Source organism: Aurantiacibacter hainanensis, assembly GCF_036321025.1.
In the GTDB taxonomy this organism is placed as follows: domain Bacteria; phylum Pseudomonadota; class Alphaproteobacteria; order Sphingomonadales; family Sphingomonadaceae; genus Alteraurantiacibacter; species Alteraurantiacibacter hainanensis.
This window is the reverse complement of record NZ_JAZAPB010000001.1, coordinates 306660-330048: the sequence shown is the minus strand read 5'-3', so window position 1 is coordinate 330048 and position 23389 is coordinate 306660. Positions and strand designations below refer to the sequence as shown.

General features: G+C 66.2%; 20 protein-coding genes and 1 tRNA gene. 4 read left to right on the top strand and 17 right to left on the bottom strand.

What is annotated here, in order from left to right:
• Positions 1–11: 11 nt before the first annotated feature.
• Positions 12–821, bottom strand: coding sequence for a phosphoribosylaminoimidazolesuccinocarboxamide synthase (purC, locus tag AAA989_RS01660; RefSeq protein ID WP_338240702.1), 810 nt, complete (start codon positions 819–821; stop codon positions 12–14).
• Between the two features lie 285 nt (positions 822–1106).
• On the opposite strand from purC, the gene AAA989_RS01655 reads away from it, so the two are divergent.
• Positions 1107–1508 carry an immunoglobulin domain-containing protein gene (locus AAA989_RS01655; RefSeq protein ID WP_338240700.1) on the top strand — a complete coding sequence of 134 codons (402 nt, stop codon included), beginning with the start codon at positions 1107–1109 and terminating at the stop codon, positions 1506–1508.
• 77 nt (positions 1509–1585) lie between these two features.
• On the opposite strand, the gene AAA989_RS01650 is transcribed toward AAA989_RS01655, so the two are convergent.
• From AAA989_RS01650 to infA, 7 genes are all read right to left on the bottom strand, one after another.
• Positions 1586–2896, bottom strand: a complete 1311-nt coding sequence (locus tag AAA989_RS01650; protein WP_338240699.1) for a cation:proton antiporter — start codon at positions 2894–2896, stop codon at positions 1586–1588.
• 32 nt (positions 2897–2928) lie between these two features.
• On the bottom strand, positions 2929–3531 hold the full coding sequence (gene wrbA / locus AAA989_RS01645) for an NAD(P)H:quinone oxidoreductase (RefSeq protein ID WP_338240697.1): 603 nt from the start codon (positions 3529–3531) through the stop codon (positions 2929–2931).
• A 363-nt stretch (positions 3532–3894) separates the two neighbouring features.
• A tRNA-Phe gene (locus AAA989_RS01640) sits at positions 3895–3969 on the bottom strand.
• Positions 3970–4060: 91 nt separating this feature from the next.
• Positions 4061–4225 (bottom strand): DNA gyrase inhibitor YacG, encoded by a 165-nt coding sequence (locus AAA989_RS01635; protein ID WP_338240696.1) that lies wholly within the window; start codon positions 4223–4225, stop codon positions 4061–4063.
• Complete coding sequence (locus AAA989_RS01630; RefSeq protein ID WP_338240695.1) at positions 4222–5196, bottom strand: ribonuclease; 975 nt, start codon at positions 5194–5196, stop codon at positions 4222–4224. Before AAA989_RS01630 ends, AAA989_RS01635 begins: the two co-directional genes overlap by 4 nt.
• Positions 5189–5770, bottom strand: coding sequence for a Maf family protein (locus tag AAA989_RS01625; RefSeq protein WP_434781431.1), 582 nt, complete (start codon positions 5768–5770; stop codon positions 5189–5191). Before AAA989_RS01625 ends, AAA989_RS01630 begins: the two co-directional genes overlap by 8 nt.
• A 28-nt stretch (positions 5771–5798) precedes the next feature.
• Complete coding sequence (infA, locus tag AAA989_RS01620; protein WP_338240692.1) at positions 5799–6050, bottom strand: translation initiation factor IF-1; 252 nt, start codon at positions 6048–6050, stop codon at positions 5799–5801.
• A gap of 262 nt (positions 6051–6312) precedes the next feature.
• On the opposite strand from infA, the gene AAA989_RS01615 reads away from it, so the two are divergent.
• On the top strand, positions 6313–9174 hold the full coding sequence (locus tag AAA989_RS01615; RefSeq protein ID WP_338240691.1) for a TonB-dependent receptor: 2862 nt from the start codon (positions 6313–6315) through the stop codon (positions 9172–9174).
• 47 nt (positions 9175–9221) lie between these two features.
• On the opposite strand, the gene AAA989_RS01610 is transcribed toward AAA989_RS01615, so the two are convergent.
• The 3 genes from AAA989_RS01610 to AAA989_RS01600 all read right to left on the bottom strand — a co-directional run bounded on the left by AAA989_RS01610 (position 9222) and on the right by AAA989_RS01600 (position 13279).
• Positions 9222–10643 carry a peroxidase family protein gene (locus AAA989_RS01610; protein WP_338240689.1) on the bottom strand — a complete coding sequence of 474 codons (1422 nt, stop codon included), beginning with the start codon at positions 10641–10643 and terminating at the stop codon, positions 9222–9224.
• A gap of 162 nt (positions 10644–10805) precedes the next feature.
• A complete protein-coding gene (locus tag AAA989_RS01605) occupies positions 10806–11987 on the bottom strand; it encodes a BaiN/RdsA family NAD(P)/FAD-dependent oxidoreductase (RefSeq protein ID WP_434781419.1) in 1182 nt (393 codons plus the stop codon).
• A gap of 5 nt (positions 11988–11992) precedes the next feature.
• A complete protein-coding gene (locus AAA989_RS01600; protein WP_338240687.1) occupies positions 11993–13279 on the bottom strand; it encodes an APC family permease in 1287 nt (428 codons plus the stop codon).
• A gap of 98 nt (positions 13280–13377) precedes the next feature.
• Here AAA989_RS01600 and uvrC point away from each other — a divergent pair, with 98 nt between their 5' ends.
• The gene (gene uvrC, locus AAA989_RS01595; RefSeq protein WP_338240686.1) at positions 13378–15321 is read left to right on the top strand and encodes an excinuclease ABC subunit UvrC; all 1944 of its coding nucleotides are present in this window, start codon (positions 13378–13380) and stop codon (positions 15319–15321) included.
• Positions 15322–15333: 12 nt separating this feature from the next.
• On the opposite strand, the gene AAA989_RS01590 is transcribed toward uvrC, so the two are convergent.
• Positions 15334–16080 (bottom strand): EcsC family protein, encoded by a 747-nt coding sequence (locus AAA989_RS01590; RefSeq protein ID WP_338240685.1) that lies wholly within the window; start codon positions 16078–16080, stop codon positions 15334–15336.
• A 109-nt stretch (positions 16081–16189) separates the two neighbouring features.
• Here AAA989_RS01590 and AAA989_RS01585 point away from each other — a divergent pair, with 109 nt between their 5' ends.
• Complete coding sequence (locus tag AAA989_RS01585; RefSeq protein WP_338240684.1) at positions 16190–17005, top strand: universal stress protein; 816 nt, start codon at positions 16190–16192, stop codon at positions 17003–17005.
• A gap of 16 nt (positions 17006–17021) precedes the next feature.
• Here the strand turns inward: AAA989_RS01585 and AAA989_RS01580 are convergent, their stop codons facing one another.
• The 5 genes from AAA989_RS01580 to thiL form a co-directional block, all read right to left on the bottom strand.
• Positions 17022–17909, bottom strand: a complete 888-nt coding sequence (locus AAA989_RS01580) for an acyl-CoA thioesterase (RefSeq protein WP_338240683.1) — start codon at positions 17907–17909, stop codon at positions 17022–17024.
• A 47-nt stretch (positions 17910–17956) separates the two neighbouring features.
• Positions 17957–18841, bottom strand: a complete 885-nt coding sequence (locus tag AAA989_RS01575) for a cupin-like domain-containing protein (RefSeq protein ID WP_338240681.1) — start codon at positions 18839–18841, stop codon at positions 17957–17959.
• Complete coding sequence (locus tag AAA989_RS01570) at positions 18838–20022, bottom strand: GNAT family N-acetyltransferase (protein ID WP_338240680.1); 1185 nt, start codon at positions 20020–20022, stop codon at positions 18838–18840. Before AAA989_RS01570 ends, AAA989_RS01575 begins: the two co-directional genes overlap by 4 nt.
• A gap of 156 nt (positions 20023–20178) precedes the next feature.
• The gene (locus AAA989_RS01565; RefSeq protein ID WP_338240679.1) at positions 20179–22359 is read right to left on the bottom strand and encodes a sodium-translocating pyrophosphatase; all 2181 of its coding nucleotides are present in this window, start codon (positions 22357–22359) and stop codon (positions 20179–20181) included.
• A gap of 148 nt (positions 22360–22507) precedes the next feature.
• On the bottom strand, positions 22508–23377 hold the full coding sequence (gene thiL / locus AAA989_RS01560) for a thiamine-phosphate kinase (RefSeq protein ID WP_338240677.1): 870 nt from the start codon (positions 23375–23377) through the stop codon (positions 22508–22510).
• Positions 23378–23389 lie beyond the last annotated feature (12 nt).

The window sequence follows — 23389 nt, the reverse complement described above, 5'->3', positions numbered from 1 at the left end:
AGCGGCGAAGGCTACTTCTTCGGCTTGGGCGAGGGCGGGGTACGCAGGCGCGAGCGGTGGGCATCCATGTCCAGTACTTCGCCCGGGCCGTTGTCCTCTCCCGAAAGCACGCCCAGGCGGCGGGCCACTTCCTGATAGGCCTCTTCCTCTCCGCCTAGGTCGCGGCGGAACCGGTCCTTGTCCAGCTTCTCTCCGCTGGTCATGTCCCACAGACGGCAGTTGTCCGGGCTGAATTCGTCGGCCAGGATCACGCGGCTGAAATCGCCGTCGTAGATGCGGCCGAATTCCAGCTTGAAATCCACCAGGCGGATATCGACCGCGGCAAACATGCCGGCGAGGAAATCGTTGATGCGGATCGCCATGGCGGCGATGTCCTGCATCTCCTCGTGGCTGGCCCAGTTGAAGCAGGCGATGTGTTCTTCCGACACCAGCGGATCGCCCAGATCGTCTGCCTTCAGGTAGTATTCCAGCAGGGTGTGAGGCAGCATCTCGCCTTCCTCGATGCCGAGGCGCTTGGCGATGGAGCCGGCGGCCACGTTGCGCACCACCACTTCCAGCGGAATGATTTCCACCTGCCTCACCAGCTGTTCGCGCATGTTCAGGCGGCGGATGAAGTGGGTGGGGATGCCGATGTGCGTCAGGCGCGTGAAGACGTACTCGCTGATGCGGTTGTTGATCACGCCCTTGCCGTTGATCGTGCCCTTTTTCTGGGCGTTGAAGGCGGTGGCATCATCCTTGAAATACTGGATGATGGTGCCGGGCTCCGGCCCTTCGTAGAGGATCTTGGCCTTGCCTTCGTAGATCTGGCGGCGGCGGGACATGGGCGACAACCTTTCGAACACATCGCAACGGGGCGAAAAAGCGAGCGCCCCGGCGACGCGAAACAGGTTCGCATGGGCCGGGGCGCGCGGGAGAGCGGCCTATACACCGAAGTGGGCAGCGGGGCAATCGGCGCGGACGCGGTTCGAGTCGTTTGCCCGCATATGAATCGCTGCGCCGTCGAAACCGTCCGCCTTTGCGGGCCAAACCAACGACATGCCGGATAGAGCTATGCGAGACTGTCGGGAGTGCTAGCTTCGCGTCCTCCAACAACAGGGGAAATGCAAATGAAGAAGCTTGCGATCGTGATTGCGCTTGGCGTGGCGGCTTGCGCCGAACCGGCGACAGAGGAAGAAGTTGTCGAGGAAGAAGTTGCCGTCGAGGAACCGGCAGCCGAAATTCAGCTAGCGGCCGACGGCCAGCCCGCGCCGGGCATCTACGAGGTGACCCTGGAAAACGGCGACGTATTTACCGAGACGGTGAATCCCGACGGAACCTACACCTGGACCTCCACCACCGGCGAAAGCGGCAGCGGAACCTGGCGCACCGACGGGCCCAACGTATGGTGCACCACCGAGGAAGGCGAAGAGGAAAGCTGCAACGACGAGATCGTCGGCGACGACGGTGTCTGGACCTCGACCGATCGGGAAAGCGGCGAAGTGGCGACGATTGCCCGCGTCGACGCCTGATTGCATCCAGTAAGCTTGGAGGGGCGCTGCGGCCTGGCCGCGGCGCCCCTTTCTTGTCTGCTGTTGCCGAAAGCGATTCACCCGATGGTGTCGGGAGCGCCTCCGCCTTCGGGTTTGCGACCCTTGTGCGGCACCTTGCCGCGTTCGATCATGCGGCCCAGCGTGGCGCGCTGCACCAGCACGCTGAACAGAACCGCGCCGAACGTCGCAGCCAGCAGCAGGTCGCGCACGGTCCCTTCCGGCAGCGACAGTGCAAGGGCGATGGAAATGCCACCTCGCAGGCCACCCCACCACAGCACGCCCCAGGCACCGTCGGCCTGGGGCCGGGCAGCGGGAACGACGCGGGTGGAAAGCGTGACGGCAGCCGCGCGGGCGAACAGCGCGATGGGAATGGCGGCGACCATCAGGATGGCCTCGTCCACGGCGGGCACCAACGCGATCATCTCCAGCCCGATCAGCAGGAACAGGACCGAGTTGAGCAGCTCGTCCACCACTTCCCAGAACTTGATCACGTAGTCGCGGGTGATGTCGCTCATCGCGTAGGTCATGCCGTGGTTGCCGATCAGCAATCCGGCCACGGCCATGGCCAGCGGGCCGGAGATGTGCAGCCAGGTGCACAGCGCATAGCCGCCCATCACCACCGCCAGCGTGATCGTGACCTCGAGCGCGTATTCATCCATCGAGCGCATGGCGCGAAAGCCGAGATAGCCGAACACCAGGCCCACCAGCAGGCCGCCGCCCGCCTCGATCAGGAACAGCCGCGCGCCTTCGCCGACGCTGAATTCGGTGCCCGTTACCGCCGCGCCCAGCAGGATGGTGAACACCACGATGCCAACGCCGTCGTTGAACAGGCTTTCGCCCGCGACGCTCGCCTGCAGGCTCTCGTCCACCTGCTCTTCTTTCAGAACGCCCAGCACGGCGACGGGATCGGTGGGGGCGATCAGCGCGCCGAAGACGAAATACCAGATCGGCGCGATGGGAAGGTCCAGCAATAGGCCGAGACCCCAAGTGAGCAGGCCCACGATCACCGTCGAAAGGATCACCCCCACGGTGGAGAGCAGCAGCACCGGCACCCAGTCCGCCTTCAGCCGATCCAGGTCCACGTGCAGCGCGCCGGCGAACAGCAGGAAGCTGAGCATGCCCTGCAGCAGGGTCTCGGTGAAGTTCATCTGCACCAGCAGGCGCGCCACGGTATCGTCCAGCGTGACGCCGGGCAGCAGGGCATTGGCCGCCAGCAAGCCGATGGCCGCGATGGCCCCCATCGCCGTCAGCCCGACGACGTGGGGCAGCTTCACGAAATGGTGGTTGAACCAGCCCAGCAGGGCGGAGGCCACCACCAGCATGGCTGCAAGGTCGAACGGGGAAAGGCCGCCGGTTTCGTGTTCCATCCCGCGGGCTTAGACCGCGCCGGCGGGAAAACCTACCCCGCCAGTTTCGCTGCGGTATTGGCCACGCGGCGGCCCAGGTACTTCGCGCCCTCGATCTCGGTCTCGCTCGGCTGGCGGCTGCCGTCCGGTCCGGCGATTGTGGTGGCACCGTAAGGCGCGCCGCCCTTCACTTCGTCCACCCCGTTCTGGCCTTCGAAGCCGTAATCCAGCCCGATGATGCTCATGCCGAAGTGAAGCAGGTTGGTGATCATGGAGAACAGCGTCGTCTCCTGCCCGCCGTGCTGCGAGTTGCTGCTGGTAAAGACCGCGCCCGGCTTGCCGATCAGGGCGCCGCTGGCCCAGATGCCGCCGCAGGTGTCCAGGAAGCTGGCCATCTGGCTGGGCAGGCGACCGAAGCGGGTGGGAGCGCCCAGCACCATGCCGTCGTATTCGGCCAGCGCGTCGGGGCCCTCGATCAGCGGGTGATCCTCGTTCGCCTGGAAGCCGAAGTTCTTCACCACTTCCTCCGGCGCGGTTTCGGGCACGCGGCGGATATCGGCCTGGTGACCGGCATCGCGGATTCCCGCGGCCACGGCCTCTGCCATGGTCGAGATATGTCCGTAGGAGGAATAGTAGAGCACGAGGATGCGAGCCATGTTTGGTCCTTTCGCTTGCCGCATGGGCCATCGCCGCTAGTTGCGCGGCAGGGGCGGAAGCATGCGTAGGTTGATTTCGTCCACCTTGGCAATGTCGGGGGCACCGGCAGGTTCCGCAACGGGACAAAAGGCCGTGCTGCAGCGCGCGCCCACGTTTGCGCGGAGGGAATCCGGACAGACCGAAAAGCCCGCTTGCAACGCCGCGCGGTTCGGTGCGTTATGACACCGTGCGAGCAGATGCTCGACCTTATGCGCCGGGTGCCCGGGCTTTCCGATCAAATCATAACCGGAAGCGTGGTGATCAGCGCGGCCTGAAGCCATCTGGTGGCCCAGATGAACGGCGAGGCGTAGCGCTTTAGGGAGTGGTGCCCGGGGGCGGAGTCGAACCACCGACACGACGATTTTCAGTCGTCTGCTCTACCACTGAGCTACCCAGGCATCGCATCGGCGACAGGCATCTTCGAAGCGCCGGTCACGCGAATGAGTGGGCGCCTATGGCGAAGTGCCGAAGTCTTGGCAAGACCCCAATTCACTCTTCCTTCGCGATATCCTCAGGGTCCACAGCCGGGCCGGGCACGGCGTAGCCATCGTTGAACCACTGCGCCAGGTCGCGGTCGCGGCAGCGACTGGAGCAGAAGGGCCGGAATTCCTCGACGCGAGGCTTCTTGCAGATAGGGCAGGGTTTGTTGCTCATGCCCCTGTTAGCTGGGCGTGCGGCGCTTCCATCGCAAGGGCTGGATCGGGCCTTGTCGACACCTCCCTGCCGGTGCGGCGTCGCAGCTCGTCCAGCCACTGGGCCGTGAGCTGGCCGATGACGGCGGGATGGGCGCGAAGCTCCGTCGTTCCCGGCCCGTCCAGCTGTTCCGCCCGTCGCAACAACTGGCGGGCGGCGAAGGCGGCGCGGTGATAGGCGGCGCGTTGCAGCAGGGACGGGCGTTCCAGCCGGGCGACAAGCTGCACGAAACCGAAGCCGTTCATCGCCGTGCGCTCGTGCGGCCAGCGCGAAAGGGCATCGGCCAGCGCGGCATCCACGCGGCGGCGATCCTGCTTGTCGGGCAGGGTCGGAAAATCGACCCCGATGTTCCCGCGAAGGTCCAGCCGCTTCACCGCAGCGGCGAGGGCCTTGGCAGAAGCCACTGCCAGCTGGGCCGGGGGAAGGTCTCCATCGACATCGCACACGGTCATCGCCGGGGTGCAGGCGAAGTGCAGGCTGCCGCCGGTGAAATCGACGCGCCCTTCCATCGCTTCGGCCACCAACTCTCCCCAGTCGCAATCCGGGAAGCGATGGACCTTGCGCACGGCATGGCCTGCCGAGGCCAGCGCTTCGGCGAGCGTGGGCGCGGCGCGGGGCGGAGCATCGGTGGGGCGGGCCTGCGCATGCTTGGCGCGGCCTGCTTCGGCGAGGGCGGGGCGCACCACCTGCAGGCGGATGCGCGACCCTTCGCTGGCTTCTCTCGGAAGGCGGTCGACGAGGGCGACCTGGCCGTTGTCGAAGGTGGCGGTTCCCCGCGGTGATCCGCTGCGGCGCGCGGTGAGCGTCGCTTCCTCCACCAGGCCGGTGGAAAGCCCGCCCGGCCACGAAACCATGGCCTCTGCAATGATGCCCCCCTCCAGGCGGACGGCGCGGTGCTCGCCGATCCCTTCCTCGAGGAACCACTCAGCCAACGGGAAAGCCTGCTGCCTTCAGCAACGCGCGAGTCTCGTAGAGCGGCAGGCCGACGACGCCGGAATGACTGCCCTGTATCCACGGGATCAAGGACTCGGCCAGGCCCTGGATCGCGTATCCGCCGGCCTTGCCGTGCCACTCGCCGCTGGCGATGTAGGCGTCGATCTCGTCGTTCGAGAGGCGTTTGAACTTCAGCTGCGTTTCGCTCACCCGTTCGCGCACGGTCCCGTCGGGCGCGGCGAGCGCTACGGCGGAAAACACGCGGTGGCGGCGGCCCGATAGCAGGTCAAGGCATTGGCGGGCGGTCGCCTCGTCCTCCGCCTTGGGCAGGATGCGGCGACCTGCGGCGACGACGGTATCGCCGGCGAGCACATGCGACCCCCCGGCATCGACGGCCACGGCCTTTTCCCGCGCCATGCGCTGGGCATAGGCGCGTGGAAGCTCGCTTTTGCGAGGCGTCTCGTCGATGTCGGCGGGAGCTATGCTGTCGGGCTCGATACCCAGCCGAACCAGCCATTCGCGGCGGCGCGGACTAGCGGAAGCGAGGGTAAGGGTAGGGCGGCTATCGGTCACAGTCACCGTTACGAGCCGTGCCCGCGGCCTAGCCGTTGTGGCCCGGCGGTCCGCCGCGACCCGGCATGAAGCGATAGGTGATGCGCGCCTTGGTAAGATCGTAGGGCGTCAGTTCGCACAGCACTTCGTCACCCACCAGCACGCGGATCCGGTTCTTGCGCATCCGGCCAGCGGTGTGTCCCAGGACTTCGTGGCCATTCTCGAGCTCGACGCGGAACATAGCGTTGGGCAGCAGTTCAACCACCTTGCCGCGCATTTCGAGAAGTTCTTCCTTAGCCATTCAGTCTCTTGGTCCTTTTGATATTCGAGAGAATCCGTGTTCCCCGGCGGCGCGCTGTAGCCGCACAGCGGACAAATTGGAAGATGGGGCATTAATCCGGCCGAAAATCACCCGCAAGCTGCGATACATCTGCGACAAAATACGACAACGGGCCGTCTTGCTTGTTTGTGCGTTGCACAACATACGCATCCCCGGCGGGGAAGTTGATTCTGTCCGGAAGGCCGATATCTTGAAACCAATCTTGTCCTGCAGTGCCCTTGCCATGGCCGCTGCCCTGTGCGCGCTTCCTTCCAGTCTCGCACTGGCTCAGAACAACGCGCCCGCACCTTCGACCGTCCCCGGTACGGCCCAGGAAGACAGCGACCCTCCACCGCCGCAGACGCCGGACGAGGACGTCAACACGATCCTGGTCCTCGGCGCCCGGCTGATCGACCAGGTCGACGCGCCGGAGCCCCCGATCCTTGAGCTGGATCAGGAGGACATCGCCGCCTACGGCGCAGGGTCCATCGAGGAGCTGCTGCAGGCGCTGGGGCCGCAGGTGAATTCCTCGCGCGGTCGCGGCGGGAGCGGCGGCTTTGGCGGCGGCGGCGGCCCGGTCATCCTGGTGAACGGGGTGCGCATTTCCTCTTTCCGCGAACTGCGCAGCTACCCGCCCGAAGCGATCGAGCGGACCGAGGTGTTCACCGAGGAAGTGGCCCAGCGCTACGGCTATTCGCCAGACCAGCGGGTGGTGAACTTCATCCTGAAGGACAATTTCTCCAGCCGCGAGATCGAAGTGGAATACGGCCAGCCGTTCGACGGCGGCTATTCCACGCAGGAGGTGGAAGGCACCTACCTGCGGATCGACGGGCCCAGCAGGCTCAATCTCAACCTTGAATGGGAAAACTCCAGCACCCTGACCGAAGCCGAGCGCGGCATCGTGCAGGCCGAGGGCAACGTGCCCGACGTGGCGGGCGATCCCGATCCCGCGCAATTCCGCAGCCTGGTGGCGGACAGCGCCGGGGTGGAGGCAACGGCGAACTGGAGCACGAGCCTTGGCGACAGCGGCAATTCGCTGTCCCTCAACGCCACCTACGAACGCGACGACAACCTGCGCCTGCAGGGTCTCGACACCGTGCTGCTGACCGATGCGAGCGGCAATTCCGCCCTGCGCGCCTTCAACGCCGACGATCCGCTGACGGTGGACAGTCGCAATCAGTCCTATTCCGTCGGCAGCACCCTGAACCTGGGACTGGGCGACTGGGAAGTGACCGGCACGCTGGACGGCACCTATACCGACAACGTCAGCCGCACGCAGCGCCGGGTGGACACGGCGGACGTCGTGGCGGACGCGGCGGCGGGACTCTTGCCGCTGGACGCGGACCTTGGCGCCTTTGCCGATGCCGGTTTCGATGAATCGCTGAGCGACACATATACCTTCAACGCGCTGGCAACGGCGCGCGGCAACCCGATCTACCTGCCGGCGGGCGACGTTTCCGTGACGCTGCGCAGCGGCTATCGCTGGAACCGCATCGAGAGCAGCGACACGCGCGCTCTTGCCAGCGATGCGCAGCTGACGCGCGGGCGCGTTCTGGGCGGGGCCAACGTCTCCATTCCGCTGACCAGCCGCGAGGAGGATTTCCTCGGCGCGGTCGGCGACCTGTCGCTGAACCTGAACGGAGGGTTCGACTACCTTTCCGACTTCGGCACCCTGCACGACTGGACCGTCGGGCTGACCTGGGGCGTGACCGACAACCTCACCTTCACGGTCAACCATATCAACCGCGAGGTCGCCCCGACGCTCAGCCAGCTGGGCAACCCGGCGATCGCCACGCCCAACGTGCCGGTGTTCGACATAGCCAACAACGAGACGGTGCTGGCCACCGTGATCAGCGGCGGCAATCCCAACCTGCCGGCGCAGTCGCAGAGCGACTGGAAGTTAGGGCTGATCTGGGAACTGCCGTTCATCGACAACGGCTCCTTCTCGATCGACTATTTCGACAACCATTCCAGCGACGTCACCAGCGGACTGCCCACGCTGACGCCGGAGATCGAAGCCGCATTTCCCGGCCGCGTGACCCGCGATGCCACAGGGCGACTGGTGCAGTTGGACGACCGCTTCGTGACCTTCGCGGAGCGCGACGAGCAGCGCCTGCAATTCGGCCTCAACCTTTCCGACCAGATCGGCGGCGACCGCGAAGGCGGCGGCGGCGAGGGACGTCGGGGGGGGCGGCCGGGCGGCATGGGCGGCGGCAATCGCGGTGGCGGCGAAGGCGGCCCTCCCGATGGACCGGGTGGCCCCCAGGGCGGCCCGCCCAATGCCGAGCAGTTCCAGCAGATGCGCGCGACCTTCTGCGAAAGCGAGCCGGACGTGCTTGTCGACCTGTTCAACCGCGCGCTGGCGGCACAGGCCGCGGGCGAGGATCCGCCGCTCGGCCCGGACGGCGAACCGATTAGCATCCCGCCGCAGATGCTGCAGCGTCTCGCGGGCGAGGATGGCCAGGTCGATCCCGAACGCTTCGCCGCCATTCGCGAGCGCATCTGCAGCGCCGACGGGCCGCCGCAGCAGCAAGCCGATGGCGGCGAGCGCGGCGGCAATCGCGGCGGCGGTGGCGGCTTCCGCGGTTTCGGGCGCTTTGGTGGCGGCGGCGACGGTCCGCCGACGGGACGCTGGTTCTTCAACCTCGATTACACGCTCGAGCTAGAGAATACCGTGCTGATCGCGCCGGGCCTGCCGGTGCTGGACCTGCTGGATGGCGACGCGCTGACGGGCGGGGGCGATCCGCGCCATTCGGTTCGGGCGCGCGGCGGCGTGTTCTACGACGGGTTCGGCCTGATCACCTTTGCCAACTACACCGGGTCCTCGCGTCTCGACGGATCTGGCCAGGCGGGCAGCACGGACCTGTTCTTTGGCGACTACCTGACCATCAACCTGCGCGCCTTTGCCGACCTCGACCGGCGGGAATCGCTGGTGGAAGCGGTGCCCTTCCTGAAGGGCACGCGCGTGGGTATCGGCATCGACAACGTGTTCGATGCCCGCCAGAGCGTGACCGACGGAAACGGCGATGTTCCCCTGAGATACCAGCCGTTCCTGATCGATCCGGTCGGGCGCAGTTTCGAAATCGAGTTCCGCAAGATCTTCTGAAGAAGCAGCACGGGGCCGGCCGCGCAGACCGGCCCCCTGATCGCGGGTCAGGGCTGGGCCACGGTCACCAGCTTGCCGAGCGTGTTCCACTCGTCTCGCGGGTGCCAGTTGCGATTGGCTCCCAGATAGGAATGATCGTCCAGCTCCAGCAGGCCGATGATCGTCTCGGCCACGATGGTCGCGCCGACCGGGCCGAGGGCCTCGCCTTCCTTCGTGCTGCCGTTCGTTTCCGCGCGGCCGATCACCTCGGCCTCGGCCAGGATGTAGAGCCACAGGGGGATGCCGTCGGCAGGCAGGTCTGTGCTCAGCTGGGCAACCTTCTTCACCACCTTGTCGATGGTTTGCCGGTCGCAGCCGATGGCTTCGGCCACTTTCTCCCCACCGGGCAGCAGGAAGGTGTTGCCGCGCAGCAGGTTGCGGACGGCCAGCGAATTCTCGTCCGGCGGGGCGATGAAGGGCAGGGCCAGAAGGTCGCCCGCCAGCTTGGTATCCAGCTTCTGGGCGCGTTCCACCTGCCGGTTCTCCGGCGTGAACAGCAGTTCGTGCCAGTCCACCACGCCCTTGCCGTCGGTCAGCGGATCGAATCCGCCGCCCAGGATGGAGCCGAACAGCTCCAGTGCAGATTCGCCCTGCTGCACCTGCAGCTTCATCGGGATCATCGAGTGGCCAAAGCGATAGGCGGCCACCGAGAACTCGATCGGGATGTAGGGCACGCTGCCGCAGTAGTGCTCCCGACCGCAGCCGAGGATCTTGTGGACCACCGGAGTGCCGCACATGGCGGTGAGGAAGTCGTTCACCACCGCCCACTGGTAATGCCAGGTCGTGTCGCGGCGCGCTTCCTCGTAGAGCTTGCTTCCCGTGTATCCATGCTCGCTGTTCAGCGTGTCGCAGACGTGGTTGTGAAAGCGGATGATCGCCAGTTGCAGCTGGCTGATCACGCGGTTCTCGTCGTTGCGCGGATCGCCGATGATCGCGCGCCCGTTCGGGCTGCGGAGCAGGTCGCTGGCGGCGATGCCCGCCTGCCCCGGGTTGTCCGCCCCCGTCAGCAGCTTCGCTCCGCCGAATGCGCCGCCCTGCTCGAAGAGATAGGGCTGCGCTTCCGGACCAAGGCCATAGATGCAGTCCAGATCCAGCGTGGGCGTGCGCACGTTGGTGATCTCGCCGGGGTTGTCGACCACGCTGTCGAAGGTGGTCGAGGCGTCGAGCGTGATGTCGTGGTCCACGAACTGGCCGAAGAACACCATGCCCACAGGCACGCTGTCGGTGCGATCGTTCGCGGACTTGCCGTCCATCGGGCCGTTCTTCGCCCCTATGTCCCGCAGGATTGCGGGCGGGGTATAGGCGGGGCTCAGATGACCGAACAGGCGACCGAAACGGTCGTCGCGCTGGTGTGTCTCATAGTGGCCGCGGACACAGAAGGCGGTCATGCCTTCCAGCGGCTTCATTCCGTGGTGTTCGTGATCGCTCATAGCCGGTCTCCTCGAAGGATCCGCGCAAGGCAGGATCCTCGACTGTTGGCGACCCACCGGAATTGGATCACGTTCGCGAGACAGAACAATGTCGTTAACCGTGTTCGGGCGCGAAGCCCGCACGGTCGGTAGCATTAACGCGAAAATAACCCTGTTCGTTAACTACAATGCCTGCGCCGCAGCGTGGGCCGAGGCCCAGGCCCACTGGAAATTGTAGCCGCCCAGCCAGCCAGTCACGTCCACCGCTTCCCCTATGGCGAAGAGGCCGGGCACCTTGCGCGCCTCCATCGTCTTGGAGGACAGTTCGCGCGTGTCGATGCCGCCCACCGTCACTTCAGCCTTGGCAAAGCCTTCCGTGCCATTGGGACGGAATGGCCAGGCCGACAGGCGATCTTCGGCAGCGCGAAGGGTCTTGTCGGGCACGTTGCCCAGATCGCCGTCCACGCCAAGGCGCTCGGCCAAGGTGTCGGCCAGCCTGTCGGGCAGGTGCTCGCGCAAGACGGTGCGCAGGGTGAGGGAAGGGCGGGTGCGCTTTTCCTCCGGCAGCCAGTCCGCTTCCTTGTCGGGCAGGAAGCGCAGGGTCACGGGGTCCCCAGGCTTCCAGTAGCTGCTGACCTGCAGGATGGCGGGGCCCGAAAGCCCGCGATGGGTGAGCAGGGCGGCCTCGCGGAAAGTCGTCCGGTTGGCGCTGGCCTCCACCTCGGTAGCGACGCCCGACAGCTCGCGGAAAAGCGCATCTTCTCCGCCCAGCGTCAGCGGCACGAGGGCAGGGCGCGGCTCGACGACCTTCAGGCCGAACTGGCGCGCCAGGCGGTAGGCGAAATCGCTCGCGCCCATCTTGGGGATGGACGGCCCGCCCGTGGCGATCACCAGCGAAGCGGCGGTGAACGTATCGGTCCGCGTGGTGACGGTGAACGTCTCGCCGTCGCGTTTCGCGTCGCTCACGTCCTCGTTGCAGCGGATGTCGACCTTGCCCGGCCCGGCTGCACATTCGTCCAGCAGCATGTCGACGACCTGCTTCGCCGATCCGTCGCAGAACAGCTGTCCCAGCGTCTTTTCATGCCAGGCGATCCCGTGCTTCTCCACCAGCGCCAGGAAATCGCGCGCCGTGTATCGGCTGAGGGCGGACTTGGCGAAGTGCGGGTTGGCGGAGAGGTAGTTGGCAGGCCCTGCGCCGATATTGGTGAAATTGCAGCGTCCGCCGCCCGAGATGAGGATCTTCTTGCCCACGGCACCGGCGCGTTCCAGCACCAGCACGTTGCGGCCCCGCTGCCCGGCCAGCGCTGCGCAGAAAAGGCCGGCCGCGCCGCCGCCCAGGATGATGGCATCGTAACTCTGGGTCACTGAAATCAGGCCGGATCGACTGCCGGAGTGATGTCGCGGCGCCGTGCGACAAAGAACAGCGCGGTGCCCACCACGAAGATGATGCCAAGCATGCGGAATTCCGCGATGTCGGCATGGCTGGCAACCCACAGCGTTGCCACCACCGCCAGCAGGGCGGCGGGCAAGTGCCACCACGGGGCGCGAACGGCGTCCCGCCGCTCCAGCACGGGCAGCGCCAGGGCAGAGAGCAGGTACGTCACCAGCCGGGCGAGAGTGCTGGCGATGGCCAGCTGCTCGAACCCGCCCCAGAAGCTGAACAGGATGGCGACGCCGCCGTAGCACAGGATCGAGACATCGGGCGTCTTGAAGCGCGGGGAAACGTGTGCGAACACCGCGGGCAGAGTTCCCTTTTCGGCCATGCCGAAGGTCATGCGCGGCACCACGATTCCGCCGTTCAGCGTGTTGGCGGCAACGGAAAAGGCGGCGGCTATCGATATGGCGATGGCTCCCGCTGGCCCGGCGATGACCTCGGCCGCAGCGGCCAGCGCGCTGGTGCCTTCCCCGGCGTCGGGGGCGATGGCCAGGTAGGCCCAGATCACCAGCATGTAGAACAGTGCCACCGCTGCCAGCGTGGTCATCAGCGCCAGCGGGATCGTGCGGCGCGGGTTCTTCAATTCGCCTGCGGGAAAATTGCCGTTCTCGAAGGCCATGTAGGCATAGAAGGTCAGCAGCACGACGCTTTCGAACGCGCCGAATTCGGGCAGGCTGAAGCCCACCGCCGGATCGCGCGTGGCCAGTCCCCACACCACCAGCACCACAAGCGGCGCCAGCTTCACCACCGTCATCGCGCCCAGCGTGAGCACGGAAGCGCGCATTCCCACCAGGTTCACCAGCGTGATGAAGGCGATGAAGGCGACTACCGCGACGGACCGCACGGTCGTGTCCTCCAGCGCCGGGATCAGCACCGCGAGATAGGCGATGGCGACGTGGGCATTGGCGGCCACGGCCACGACGGCAGAGGCATAGCGCATCCAGCCGGACTGGAACCCGAGGAACTTGCCGAACGCGGCATCGGCGTAGAGCACCGGCCCCCCATGGCCGTCGAACCGCATGGCCAGCGCGGCGAAGACCCACGCCAGCGGCAGGATCAGCAGCGCGCCCAGCAGCATCATCCACGGGGCGAAATTGCCCACGGCCGCGACCAGAATCGCGGGCATGGCGAAGATGCCCGATCCGATCATGCCGTTCACCGGGAACAGGGCCGTGCCCCAGAATCCCACCGTGCGCGGCAGAACGGCGGCTGACTTTTCCATCCCAATTCCCTGTCTGGACCCGAAAGCGGCACGCTGCCTGTTCACCACGGGCAGCGCAAGCTTTGCCAAGTGCATGCACACAACCTATCTCACCAGCCATGTCGCGAACCGAAGCCGGATCCCCTGCCGACCCCCGTGGAGCGGAACGCTTCAACGAGGAGCGTGCGACCTACACGGTGAAAGGCAGTTCACAGCCAGACCTAGAGGCGGGCGTCACCGCCATCCGGGACGTGGTGAAGACCCTGAAGCCCAAGCCGGGCGTCTACCGCATGCTGGATGCGCGTGGAGACGTGCTCTACGTGGGCAAGGCGCGCAGCCTGAAGGCGCGGGTGGCCAACTACACGCAGGTGAAGAACCTCACCAACCGCCTGCAACGCATGGTCAGCCAGTGCCGGGCGATGGAAATCGTCACCACCAATTCGGAAGCCGAGGCGCTGTTGCTCGAAGCGCAGTTCATCAAGCGCTTCCGCCCGCCTTACAACGTGCTGCTGCGCGACGATAAGAGCTTTCCGTTCATCCTGCTGCGCGAGGGCCACGACTTCCCGCGCATCATGAAGCACCGCGGCGCGCGCAAGGCGAAAGGCAGCTATTACGGTCCCTTTGCCAGCGCCGGGTCGGTGAACACCACGATCAACGCCCTGCAGAAGCTGTTCCTCCTGAGGTCGTGCACCGACAGCTTCTTCGCGCGCCGCGACCGGCCGTGCCTGCTCTACCAGATCAAGCGGTGCAGCGCGCCGTGCGTCGGGCGGATCGACAAGGAGGGCTATGACGAACTGCTGCGCGAGGCGAAGGATTTCCTCGGCGGCAAGTCGGGCGCTGTGCAGACCAAGATCGAGGCGCAGATGCAGAAGGCGGCCGAGGATCTCGATTTCGAGACGGCCGCCCTGCTGCGCGACCGGCTGCGCGCCGCGACCTTCATCCAGGGCAGCCAGGCGGTGAATGCCGACGGCGTCGGCGATGCGGACGTATTCGCGCTGGCGGCCAAGGGCGGCCAGATCGCCATCCAGGGCTTCTTCGTGCGCGGCGGGCAGAACTGGGGGCACAAGGCCTTCTTCCCGACGCACACGCAGGAAACAGAGCCCGAAGAGGTGCTCTCCCGCGTGCTCGCGCAATTCTACGAGGAAGTACCGCCGCCGCGCACCGTGCTGGTCGACCGCGACCTGCCGGAACGCGAATTGCTGGAAGAGGCGCTCGGCGAACTCGCCGGGCGAAAGGTGGAGATCAGCGTTCCCCAGCGAGGGGACCGGCGCAAGTTGATGAAGCAGGCCAGTCGCAACGCCATCGAGGCGCTGGACCGCCGTCTGGCGGAAAGCGGCACGCAGGCGAAGATCATGCGGGAAATGGCCGATTTCCTGGAGCTGCCCGAGATCCCGGCGCGGATCGAGATCTACGACAACTCGCACATCCAGGGCTCAAAGGCGGTCGGCGCCATGGTGGTGGCGGGGCCTGAAGGCTTCCTGAAGAACCAGTATCGCAAGTTCAACATCAAGTCCGCGCAGACGAACGACGACTTCGCCATGATGCGCGAGGTGATGACCCGCCGGTTCAGCCGCGCGATGAAGGAAGACCCCGACCGCGAAGGGGGCATGTGGCCCGACCTCGTACTGCTCGACGGGGGCAAGGGGCAGATGTCGTCGGTACGCGATACGCTGGAGGAACTGGGGATCGAGGACGTGCCGCTGATCGGCATCGCCAAGGGACCGCACCACGGACGCGAGGGGCGCGAGGTGTTCCATTTCCCCGACGGGCGCGAGAAGATGTTGCCGACCAATTCGCCGGTGCTGTTCTACCTCCAGCGCCTGCGCGACGAGGTGCACCGGTTTGCCATCGGGGCGCACCGTGCCAAGCGCAGCCGTGCGATTTCAGCCTCTCCGCTGGACGAGATTCCCGGCATCGGGCCGGCGAGAAAGCGCGCGCTGCTGCTGCATTTCGGCACCGCCAGCAAGGTGCGCGCCGCGGCTCTGGACGATCTGAAACGGGTGCCGGGCGTCAGCGAAAGCGTGGCGCAGACGATCTACGATTTCTACCACGCCAGCGGATAGCGCAGCCCGCTTTCACGCCGGAACGCCACCCATGTCGATGCTCCGCGCCTTCAGCCGCCGTTCCTGAAAGGCGAAGCGGGCGGCCTTGCCGACGTCGTTCTGGAAGGAAGAGTTCACGATGCCGCCGATGGCGGAGCCGACGACCGGGACGATCATGCCCGCTCTGCTGCGGAACGATGTCAGCGCGATGGCACGCGAGACGCGCTCCACCGCCTGGTCGATGACCGGGGTGATTTCCTCGTGCTCTGCGTCGATCAGTTCGCCGTCGCGACCGATGGCCGCTTCCAGCGCGGCGATGCGCTTGTGCCGTTCCTCGGGGTCGTCGAGCGCCGAAAGCTCAAGCACCTGCAGCCGGAAAAGCTTCTCGCGCGGGCCGTCTCCGGAATAGCCGTAGGCCTTGCCGGTGTCGCGGATCACCCGCAGCGCGATGGCGATGGTTGCGGGAATGTCGAGCCCGGCCGTCATAACGCCGCCCAGGCCCGCGGCTGCCCCGCTGGCGCCGCTGATACCGCTGGCGGCGCGGGACACGCTCTTGGCGGCCTTGCGGGCGGCCTCGAGGTCTTCCGGATCGTGCGAGAATTTCACCAGCGGCGGCATGGCCACGGCGGTATCGAGGCCCTTCAGCACTCCTTCCACCAGTCTTTTCGGCACGACGCTGGCGATCGCCTTGCCGAAGGGGTGGGTCAGTCGCTCGATTCCGCGACCGAGACGGGAGGGTTTGCTGCGGCGGAAGCGCGCCTGCTCTTTTTCAAAGTCCATGTCCCTAAAACCCCGCCGGATTTCATGCGTTCCCCTGCGGTTGGTTGACACGGGTCAATGTTGGCGGGCGGCGAAAGCCCTATTCTTCAGTCATCAGGAGGATATTTCCATGCGTTCAATCCTTGTCCACGCCAGCGACGATGCCTGTTTCGAGGCCCGCCTTCAGGCAGCCCTAGACCTGGCCCGCGTGTTCGACGGCCATCTCACCATCATGCAGACCATCGCCTACGACCTGGTCGTGCCGACCGATCCCTACGGCCTCTCCGCCGTCGACGTATCCAAGGCGACCATGGCGAAGGCCGAGGAATTTCGCGGCCGCTTTGAGAGGCGCCTTGCACAGGAAGACGTGCGCTGGGACTGGCACGCCGAATCCGGATACGAAGGCCAGAGCCTTATCCGGCGGGCCGCGCTTAACGATCTTGCCATCGTGGGCGGATCTTCCGCCGCGAAGGACGGGCGGCGCGGGGCATCGCTGGCCGGAATGCTGGCCATCCACTGCCGCACGCCGATCATGGTAGTGCCCGAAGGTTCGAAGGGTTTCGCGACGGGAGAGCCCGCGGTGCTGTGCTGGAACGGCTCCCTCGAGGCTGCCCGAGCGATGCGCGCGGCGGTTCCGCTGTTGCAGAAGTCCGGTACGGTCCACGTGCTTACCGTGGGCGAGATCAGCGACGAGGTCGAAGAGGCGCTGCCCGCCACCGCGGCTGCGGAATATCTCGAACGTCACGGCGTCGAGTGCGAGATCGTCGAGTTGCCGGGCGGCAAGGGCTCGGTGCCCGAGACGCTTCGCAAGGCCGCGGAAATGCGCAGTGCGGGCTTCATGGTGATGGGCGCCTACGGCCAGTCGCGACTTGTCGAGACGCTGTTCGGCGGAGTCACGCGCTCTGTCCTGTCGGAGCCGCCGATGCCGGTGCTGATGGCGCACTGATCGCCACCCGCCGCTGTCAGGTGTGGCGCAGCATGCCTTCCTGCATCACGCTCGCCACCAGTCGCCCGTCGCGCGTGAAGATCTGTCCGCGCCCCAGGCCGCGCGCATGGCCCGACCACGGACCCTCGGTGACGTAGAGGAGCCAGTCGTCCGCTCGGAACGACTCGTGAAACCACAGCGCGTGGTCGAGGCTGGCGCCCTTTACCGATGGATCGAAGATGTTCTTCGCGTGGGGCTGCAACGCGGTGGCCAGCAGCTGGAAATCGGAGATGTAGGCCAATACGGCGCGGTGGACGGCGGCCTCTGCCGGCAGCGCGGCAACGGTGCGGAACCACACGTGGCTGACCGGTTCGCGCACTTCGGGCTTCATCCAGTCGCGCGGTTCGACGGAGCGGAAATCCACCGGCGAGGGGCGGAGCGCCAGCGTGCGCAGCTGGCCCTCGGGCAGGAATTTCGCGACCTTGGCCCGCACTTCTGCATCGGTTTCAAGGTTTTCGGGGCCGGGAACGTCCGGCATCTGCGGGGCCTGGTGGTGCGGCCCGTCCACGGGAAGCTGGAACGATGCGGTGAGGTTCAGGATCGGCTTCCCGTCCTGGCTCGCCACCACCCGTCGGTTGGAAAAGCTGCGCCCGTCCAGGTCGCGCTTGACGCGGTATTCGATAGGAAGATCGTCGCTGCCGGGGCGCAGGAAATAGGCGTGCAGCGAGTGTGCCTCTCGCGCGCCGTCCACCGTTCGCCTTGCCGCACCCAGCGCCTGGGCAATGGCCTGTCCGCCGAATACGCGGCCGGTGCCGTCAGGTCGCCGCCGCCCGACGAAACGATCCGCGCCCTTCGGCTCGAGGTCCAGCAGCAGGACCAGGTCGGCGACCAGCTGTTCGGGCGTCAGGGAGGATTGCGATGCCATGCCCGCGCGCCATTGCGCGTAAGCCCGGCTGCGTCAAGCAGGCCGGACTACCACTGGCCGCGAATTCGCCGCGCAACGCGGCAGGCCAGCGCCTTAAGCCGGTTGCGCTGCGGCCAGCGGCCGGTGGGTCGCGGATCTAGCCCCAGGCCGCGCAGCCAGTGGTTGAAGGCGCGGGCGTCCGCCTCCTCGTAGCTCCATTGCGAGCGCCATGTGATCGACAGCGAGATCGACGGTTCGGAGCCGTTGCGCACGAAATGCGGTGCCATCACGGGCACGTAGACCGCCTCTCCCGATTCCAGCGGAAACGTCATTCCGTCCTTGGCGAAGCTATCATGCCAGCCCAGTTCCCGACCGCCGCCGGTATGATAGGCCTCATGAACACTGTCGGGCGCGAAGCGCTGGTCGCCCGCGGGAAAGACCGTCATCGACTTGCGACCGCGCAATTGCAGCAGGATATTGTGCTCGGGGTCGAAGTGATAGGGGGTCGTCGCGTCCGGGCTGGACACGAAGACGAAGCAATGCGGTGTCAGCAATGCGCCGGTTTTCGACTCTATCGCTTCGCGCAGTTCGCCCAGCAACTCGTGCAGCAGGGCGGCATAGGCCGGGTCCTGCTCGATGTTCTTGAGCACGGCCCAGCTGTTGGCGGTATCGATCTCGCGGATCGTCTCGCCGATGGCGCGCCCGGTCGGGCCGGGCTTGCCGTCCACGCCGATGGGCACGTCGCCGCGGTTGTATTCGATGCTTTCGGCAGGAAGGCTTTCCGCCAGCATCGCCAGCGCATCGAGTTCCAGCAAGGGATGTTCGTAGAGGTCGTGCGTCAGCTTGTGCGCACCCTCCGGGTAGGAAGCGGCGAAATAGGCGCGGCTGCGGGCCGGGAAGACCTGTTTCCCGCCGATTGACCGGCCGTGGAGATTGCCGACGTGGTGGGTCATCGCAGCCCCCCCGCCCAGGTGCCCGTTTCGGCGCGGATCACGGCACCGAAGGCAGCGCGGCGCAGCGCTCCGCCGATACCGATGGACAAGCGCCGCATCGCCCGGCGCTGACGCCAGATGTGGTCGATCATGGGATGATCCTGCGCGGCGCAGCTGTCGGCCCAGGCGATGTCCTCGCGATCCAGCAGGGCGAGGTTTTCCCGTTGCAACAGCACGCCCGGCGAGAAGCGGGCGTAATCCTCGTCGAAGGCGGTCTTGTAGGAGAACGCACCCGGCGCGGTGAGGAAATTGGCGAGCATGGCGATCGGCTTGCCGTCCAGCCGCAGGGCCAGCCGTTCCAGACGTCCCCGCGCGGCAGCGCCCGCGATGGCGTGCTGGAAAATCTGCCGGGTCGCGAAGTTGCACTGCAGCGCCGATCGGGCCTCGCCTTTCCAGCCGCGCGCTTCCAGTTGCAGGAATTCGCGCGTCCATCCGGCGATGTCGGTGTAATCGGTAAGCCGTTCCACCTGGAAGTCGCCTTCCTCTGCCAGGCGGCGCTGCTGGCGGCGCAGTTCCTTGCGCTTGCGGGTGGAGAGCGACGCCTCGAAATAGTCCTCGGCAGAGGTTTCGCCGTGCAGCATGGCGCGCTCGTCCTGGTGCACCACAGCTCCGGGGCGCGAGTCTTCGGCCAGCACCGCGGCCAGCGCGTCGTGGAGCGGGCCATCGGTCGGAATGTGGGACAGATGCAGGAATATCGGCAGCGTGGTGGCTCGGTCGCACCAGGCCAGCAGGGCGCGCCAGAATTCGCGCTCGAAGCCGCTCGCGACCAGAGGCTGGCCGAGGAAGCAGTTGGGATGCATCCAGTTGGCGAGATGCGGCAGGGGATGCCCGTAGTAATCGCGCGAGCGGGCGAGCGGCATAAGGCCCGCCAGCCGGCCATCCGCCTCCAGCGCCAGCAAGGTAACGTGGTGCGAGGCATCCAGCGCGCGCAGCGAGGGCAGCAGATACCAGCTTTCGTAGAACGGATTGGGTTCGGTCGCGCACTCGGCCAGCTTGTCCCACGCCCCGATCCTGTCCCGCCGGTCGAACTCGTGCCAGCCGTATTCCTCCACCATCACGCGCGGCGCGGCTAGCGCGGGCAGCGAACCTGTCGCGCCGCCGAGATAGGCACCTAGCCGGGGGAGGGGAGCGTCATAAGCCAACGAAGAAGGTTAACCCGCCTGTTGCAAGGGACATTGGAAACATCCTGCTTGCCTAGGGCACGAGGCGACAAGGAAGCTTTAATCGCAAAGGTAAAGAAAACCCTGCCCGGCGCGGGCCGGACAGGGTTTTTGGTAACCATCAGCTGTTGGTCGGTATCAGACCGCCAGGGCGGCCAGCAGCAGCAGGGCCACGATGTTGGTGATCTTGATCATCGGGTTCACGGCGGGGCCGGCAGTATCCTTGTAGGGATCGCCGACCGTGTCGCCCGTCACGGCGGCATGGTGGGCGTCGGAGCCCTTGCCGCCGTGATTGCCGTCCTCGATGTACTTCTTCGCATTGTCCCATGCGCCGCCGCCGGCGGTCATGGAAAGCGCGACGAAGATACCGCCGACGATCACGCCCAGCAGCAGCGCGCCCAGCGCGGCGAAGCCGTTCTGCTGGCCGGCCACGGCGGTTATGACGAAGTAGACCACGATGGGAGCCAGCACCGGCAGCAGCGAGGGGATGATCATCTCCTTGATCGCGGCCTTGGTGACGAGGTCCACCGTGCGGGCATAGTTGGGACGGCTGGTGCCGGCCATGATGCCCGGATCGTTGGCGAACTGCTCACGCACGTCCTTCACCACGTCGCCCGCGGCGCGGCCCACGGCAGTCATGCCCATGGCGCCGAACAGGTAGGGCAGCAGCGCGCCCAGCAGCAGGCCCACGATGACGTAGGGGTTCTCGAGGCTGAAATCGACGTCCAGCGTCGGGAACAGCTCTGCCAGGTCGGTGGTGTAGGCGGCGAACAGCACCAGGGCTGCAAGACCCGCCGAACCGATGGCATAGCCCTTGGTCACGGCCTTGGTGGTGTTGCCCACGGCATCAAGCGCATCGGTCTTCTCGCGAACGCTTTCGTCCAGGCCCGCCATTTCGGCAATGCCGCCGGCATTGTCGGTGACGGGGCCATAGGCGTCCAGCGCCACCACCATGCCTGCCAGCGCCAGCATGGCGGTAGCCGCATAGGCGATGCCCATCAGGCCGGCGAGCTGGTAGGAGATGATGATGCCGGCAACGATCACGATGGTCGGCAGCGCAGTCGATTCCAGCGAGATCGCCAGACCCTGGATCACGTTCGTGCCGTGGCCCGTTTCGGACGACTTGGCGATCGAGCGCACCGGGCGGTAGTTGGTGCCCGTGTAGTACTCGGTGATCCAGATGATCAGGCCGGTGATGACCAGACCCAGCAGCGAGCACCAGAACAGGTCCATGCCGGTGAACGAGGTGACCGCGGCGGTGCCTTCCTCCGCGATTGGCGCGGCGGTATCGATGTTGCCGAGGTTTTCTCCTCCGATGGGGGTCGTCATGTCGCCCAGCGCGAACTGGGTGACGAAGTAGATCAGCGGCACGGCCAGCACGGCAGTGACGATGAAGCCCTTGTACATCGCGCCCATCACGTTGGTGCCGCTGCCAAGCCGCACGAAGTAGGTGCCGATGATGCTGGTGACGATGCAGGCACCGCCGATCAGCAGGGGCAGGGCGACCAGCCCGGCGAAGACATCTGCCGGCACGTCGGAGAGCAGCAGCAGGGTGAGCACCATGGTGGCACCGACGGTCACGACATAGGTCTCGAACAGGTCGGCGGCCATGCCGGCGCAGTCGCCGACGTTGTCGCCCACGTTGTCCGCAATAACGGCGGGGTTGCGGGGGTCATCCTCGGGGATGCCCGCTTCGACCTTGCCGACGAGGTCCGCGCCGACGTCTGCAGCCTTGGTGAAGATGCCGCCGCCAAGGCGCGCGAAGATGGAGATGAGAGAGGCACCGAAGGCGAGGGCCACCAGGGCGTCCACGATCTCGCGGCGCTCCGCCGCTTCGGCCAGCGACAGGCCGAGCATGTTGGTGAGCACCCAGTAGAAGACCGCAATCGCCAGCAGGGCGAGGCCCGCCACCAGCATGCCGGTGATCGCGCCCGCACGGAAAGCCAGGGTGAGGCCCTCCTGAAGGCCCTTCATCGCCGCAGCGGCGGTGCGCACGTTCGATTTCACCGAGATGTTCATGCCGATGAAGCCCGCCACGCCCGAAAGGATTGCGCCGAGCAGAAAGCCCGCCGCAGAGATGGGCACGCCGCCGCGAGGCATGTCGAGAAAGACGAACACCAGCACCGCCACGACCACGCCAACGATGGCAATGGTGGTGTACTGGCGCTTCAGATAGGCTCGCGCGCCTTCCTGGATTGCACCGGCGATTTCCTGCATTTTAGCGTTGCCGGCATCGGCCCCGAGAACCTGGCGACTGGTGATAAAGCCATAGACGATGGCCAGCAGTCCCAGGACAATAGCGATAAGTATGAGGTCCATGACCTGCTATTCCCCTCTTCCTCAAAATGAAAACGGCCCGGTTATTTGCCGGGTCCGCTAGGAGCACAGGGCTAACACAAAGACAGGCTTTCACAAGCGTGAATGCGCGTTTTTCCCGTGTGAGGCGGGATTGCGGCCCCGTGGGGCGTTATCGGTGCTGGTATCCCAGGCCCTGAGGATTGGTCACCGGCTCGCCATCCACGAACAGCGGCGCGAAGCCGCGCGGCTCCACCGCGCCGATCCGCGTGGCCCGCACGGGAGGCTCCAGTTCGGCGGGCAGTGTGAACAGCAGTTCGTAGTCCTCGCCCCAGGTCAGACATTCCATCAGGCGCGCCGGGTCGGCCACGGGACAGGCTGCGGTATCGATGGCGAGGCTCATTTCACTCGCCTCCGCCATGCGATAGGCGTCGAGCAGCAGGCCGTCGGACACGTCCATCATTGCGGTAACGAGCGGGGCCAGCGCCTCGCCCTCGGCCACGCGGGCCAGCGGGCGAGTGTAGGCGGAGGCATCGGCTCCCGTACCGTCCCGCAGGGCCTCGAAGCCGAGCAGGGCCTCTCCCAGGGTGCCGGTGACGAACAGCCCATCGCCCACCCGCGCTCCCGAGCGCGACGGCACCGGAGCATGAACGGCGCGTCCCACGGCGGTCAGCCCCAGCGTGCGCGGGCCGGCGCCTGTCACGCTGTCTCCGCCCAGCAGGCCTACGCCGTAGTGCTCCAGCACTTCGCGCAAACCAGCCAGGAACCGCTCGTCGTCGTCGCCCAGGGTATGCCCCAGCAGGACGCTCAGCGGTGCCGCGCCCATTGCGGCGAGATCCGACAGGTTGGAGACGACCAGTTTCCAGGCAACGTCGGCCATGTCCTGCGATGGCAGGTAATGGACGCCCTCCACCATGGTATCGTGGGTGAGCACCAGCGTTTCGCCGCCCAGTTCGATAACGGCGGCATCGTCCGCCAGACCGCGTGCTCCGGGATGCAGGGGCAGGTTCCGCAGGGCGGCGATGAAATCGAGTTCGTTCACACCGCCCTCCTA

Coding starts and splice junctions, on each gene's coding strand:
- wrbA (WP_338240697.1), bottom strand. CDS start 3,531: ATGGCTCGCATCCTCGTGCTCTACTATTCCTCCTACGGACATATCTCG.
- AAA989_RS01650 (WP_338240699.1), bottom strand. CDS start 2,896: ATGGAACACGAAACCGGCGGCCTTTCCCCGTTCGACCTTGCAGCCATG.
- AAA989_RS01590 (WP_338240685.1), bottom strand. CDS start 16,080: ATGGACTTTGAAAAAGAGCAGGCGCGCTTCCGCCGCAGCAAACCCTCC.
- AAA989_RS01585 (WP_338240684.1), top strand. CDS start 16,190: ATGCGTTCAATCCTTGTCCACGCCAGCGACGATGCCTGTTTCGAGGCC.
- AAA989_RS01565 (WP_338240679.1), bottom strand. CDS start 22,359: ATGGACCTCATACTTATCGCTATTGTCCTGGGACTGCTGGCCATCGTC.
- AAA989_RS01580 (WP_338240683.1), bottom strand. CDS start 17,909: ATGGCATCGCAATCCTCCCTGACGCCCGAACAGCTGGTCGCCGACCTG.
- purC (WP_338240702.1), bottom strand. CDS start 821: ATGTCCCGCCGCCGCCAGATCTACGAAGGCAAGGCCAAGATCCTCTAC.
- AAA989_RS01610 (WP_338240689.1), bottom strand. CDS start 10,643: ATGAGCGATCACGAACACCACGGAATGAAGCCGCTGGAAGGCATGACC.
- AAA989_RS01655 (WP_338240700.1), top strand. CDS start 1,107: ATGAAGAAGCTTGCGATCGTGATTGCGCTTGGCGTGGCGGCTTGCGCC.
- uvrC (WP_338240686.1), top strand. CDS start 13,378: ATGTCGCGAACCGAAGCCGGATCCCCTGCCGACCCCCGTGGAGCGGAA.
- AAA989_RS01615 (WP_338240691.1), top strand. CDS start 6,313: ATGGCCGCTGCCCTGTGCGCGCTTCCTTCCAGTCTCGCACTGGCTCAG.
- AAA989_RS01575 (WP_338240681.1), bottom strand. CDS start 18,841: ATGACCCACCACGTCGGCAATCTCCACGGCCGGTCAATCGGCGGGAAA.
- AAA989_RS01600 (WP_338240687.1), bottom strand. CDS start 13,279: ATGGAAAAGTCAGCCGCCGTTCTGCCGCGCACGGTGGGATTCTGGGGC.
- AAA989_RS01635 (WP_338240696.1), bottom strand. CDS start 4,225: ATGAGCAACAAACCCTGCCCTATCTGCAAGAAGCCTCGCGTCGAGGAA.
- infA (WP_338240692.1), bottom strand. CDS start 6,050: ATGGCTAAGGAAGAACTTCTCGAAATGCGCGGCAAGGTGGTTGAACTG.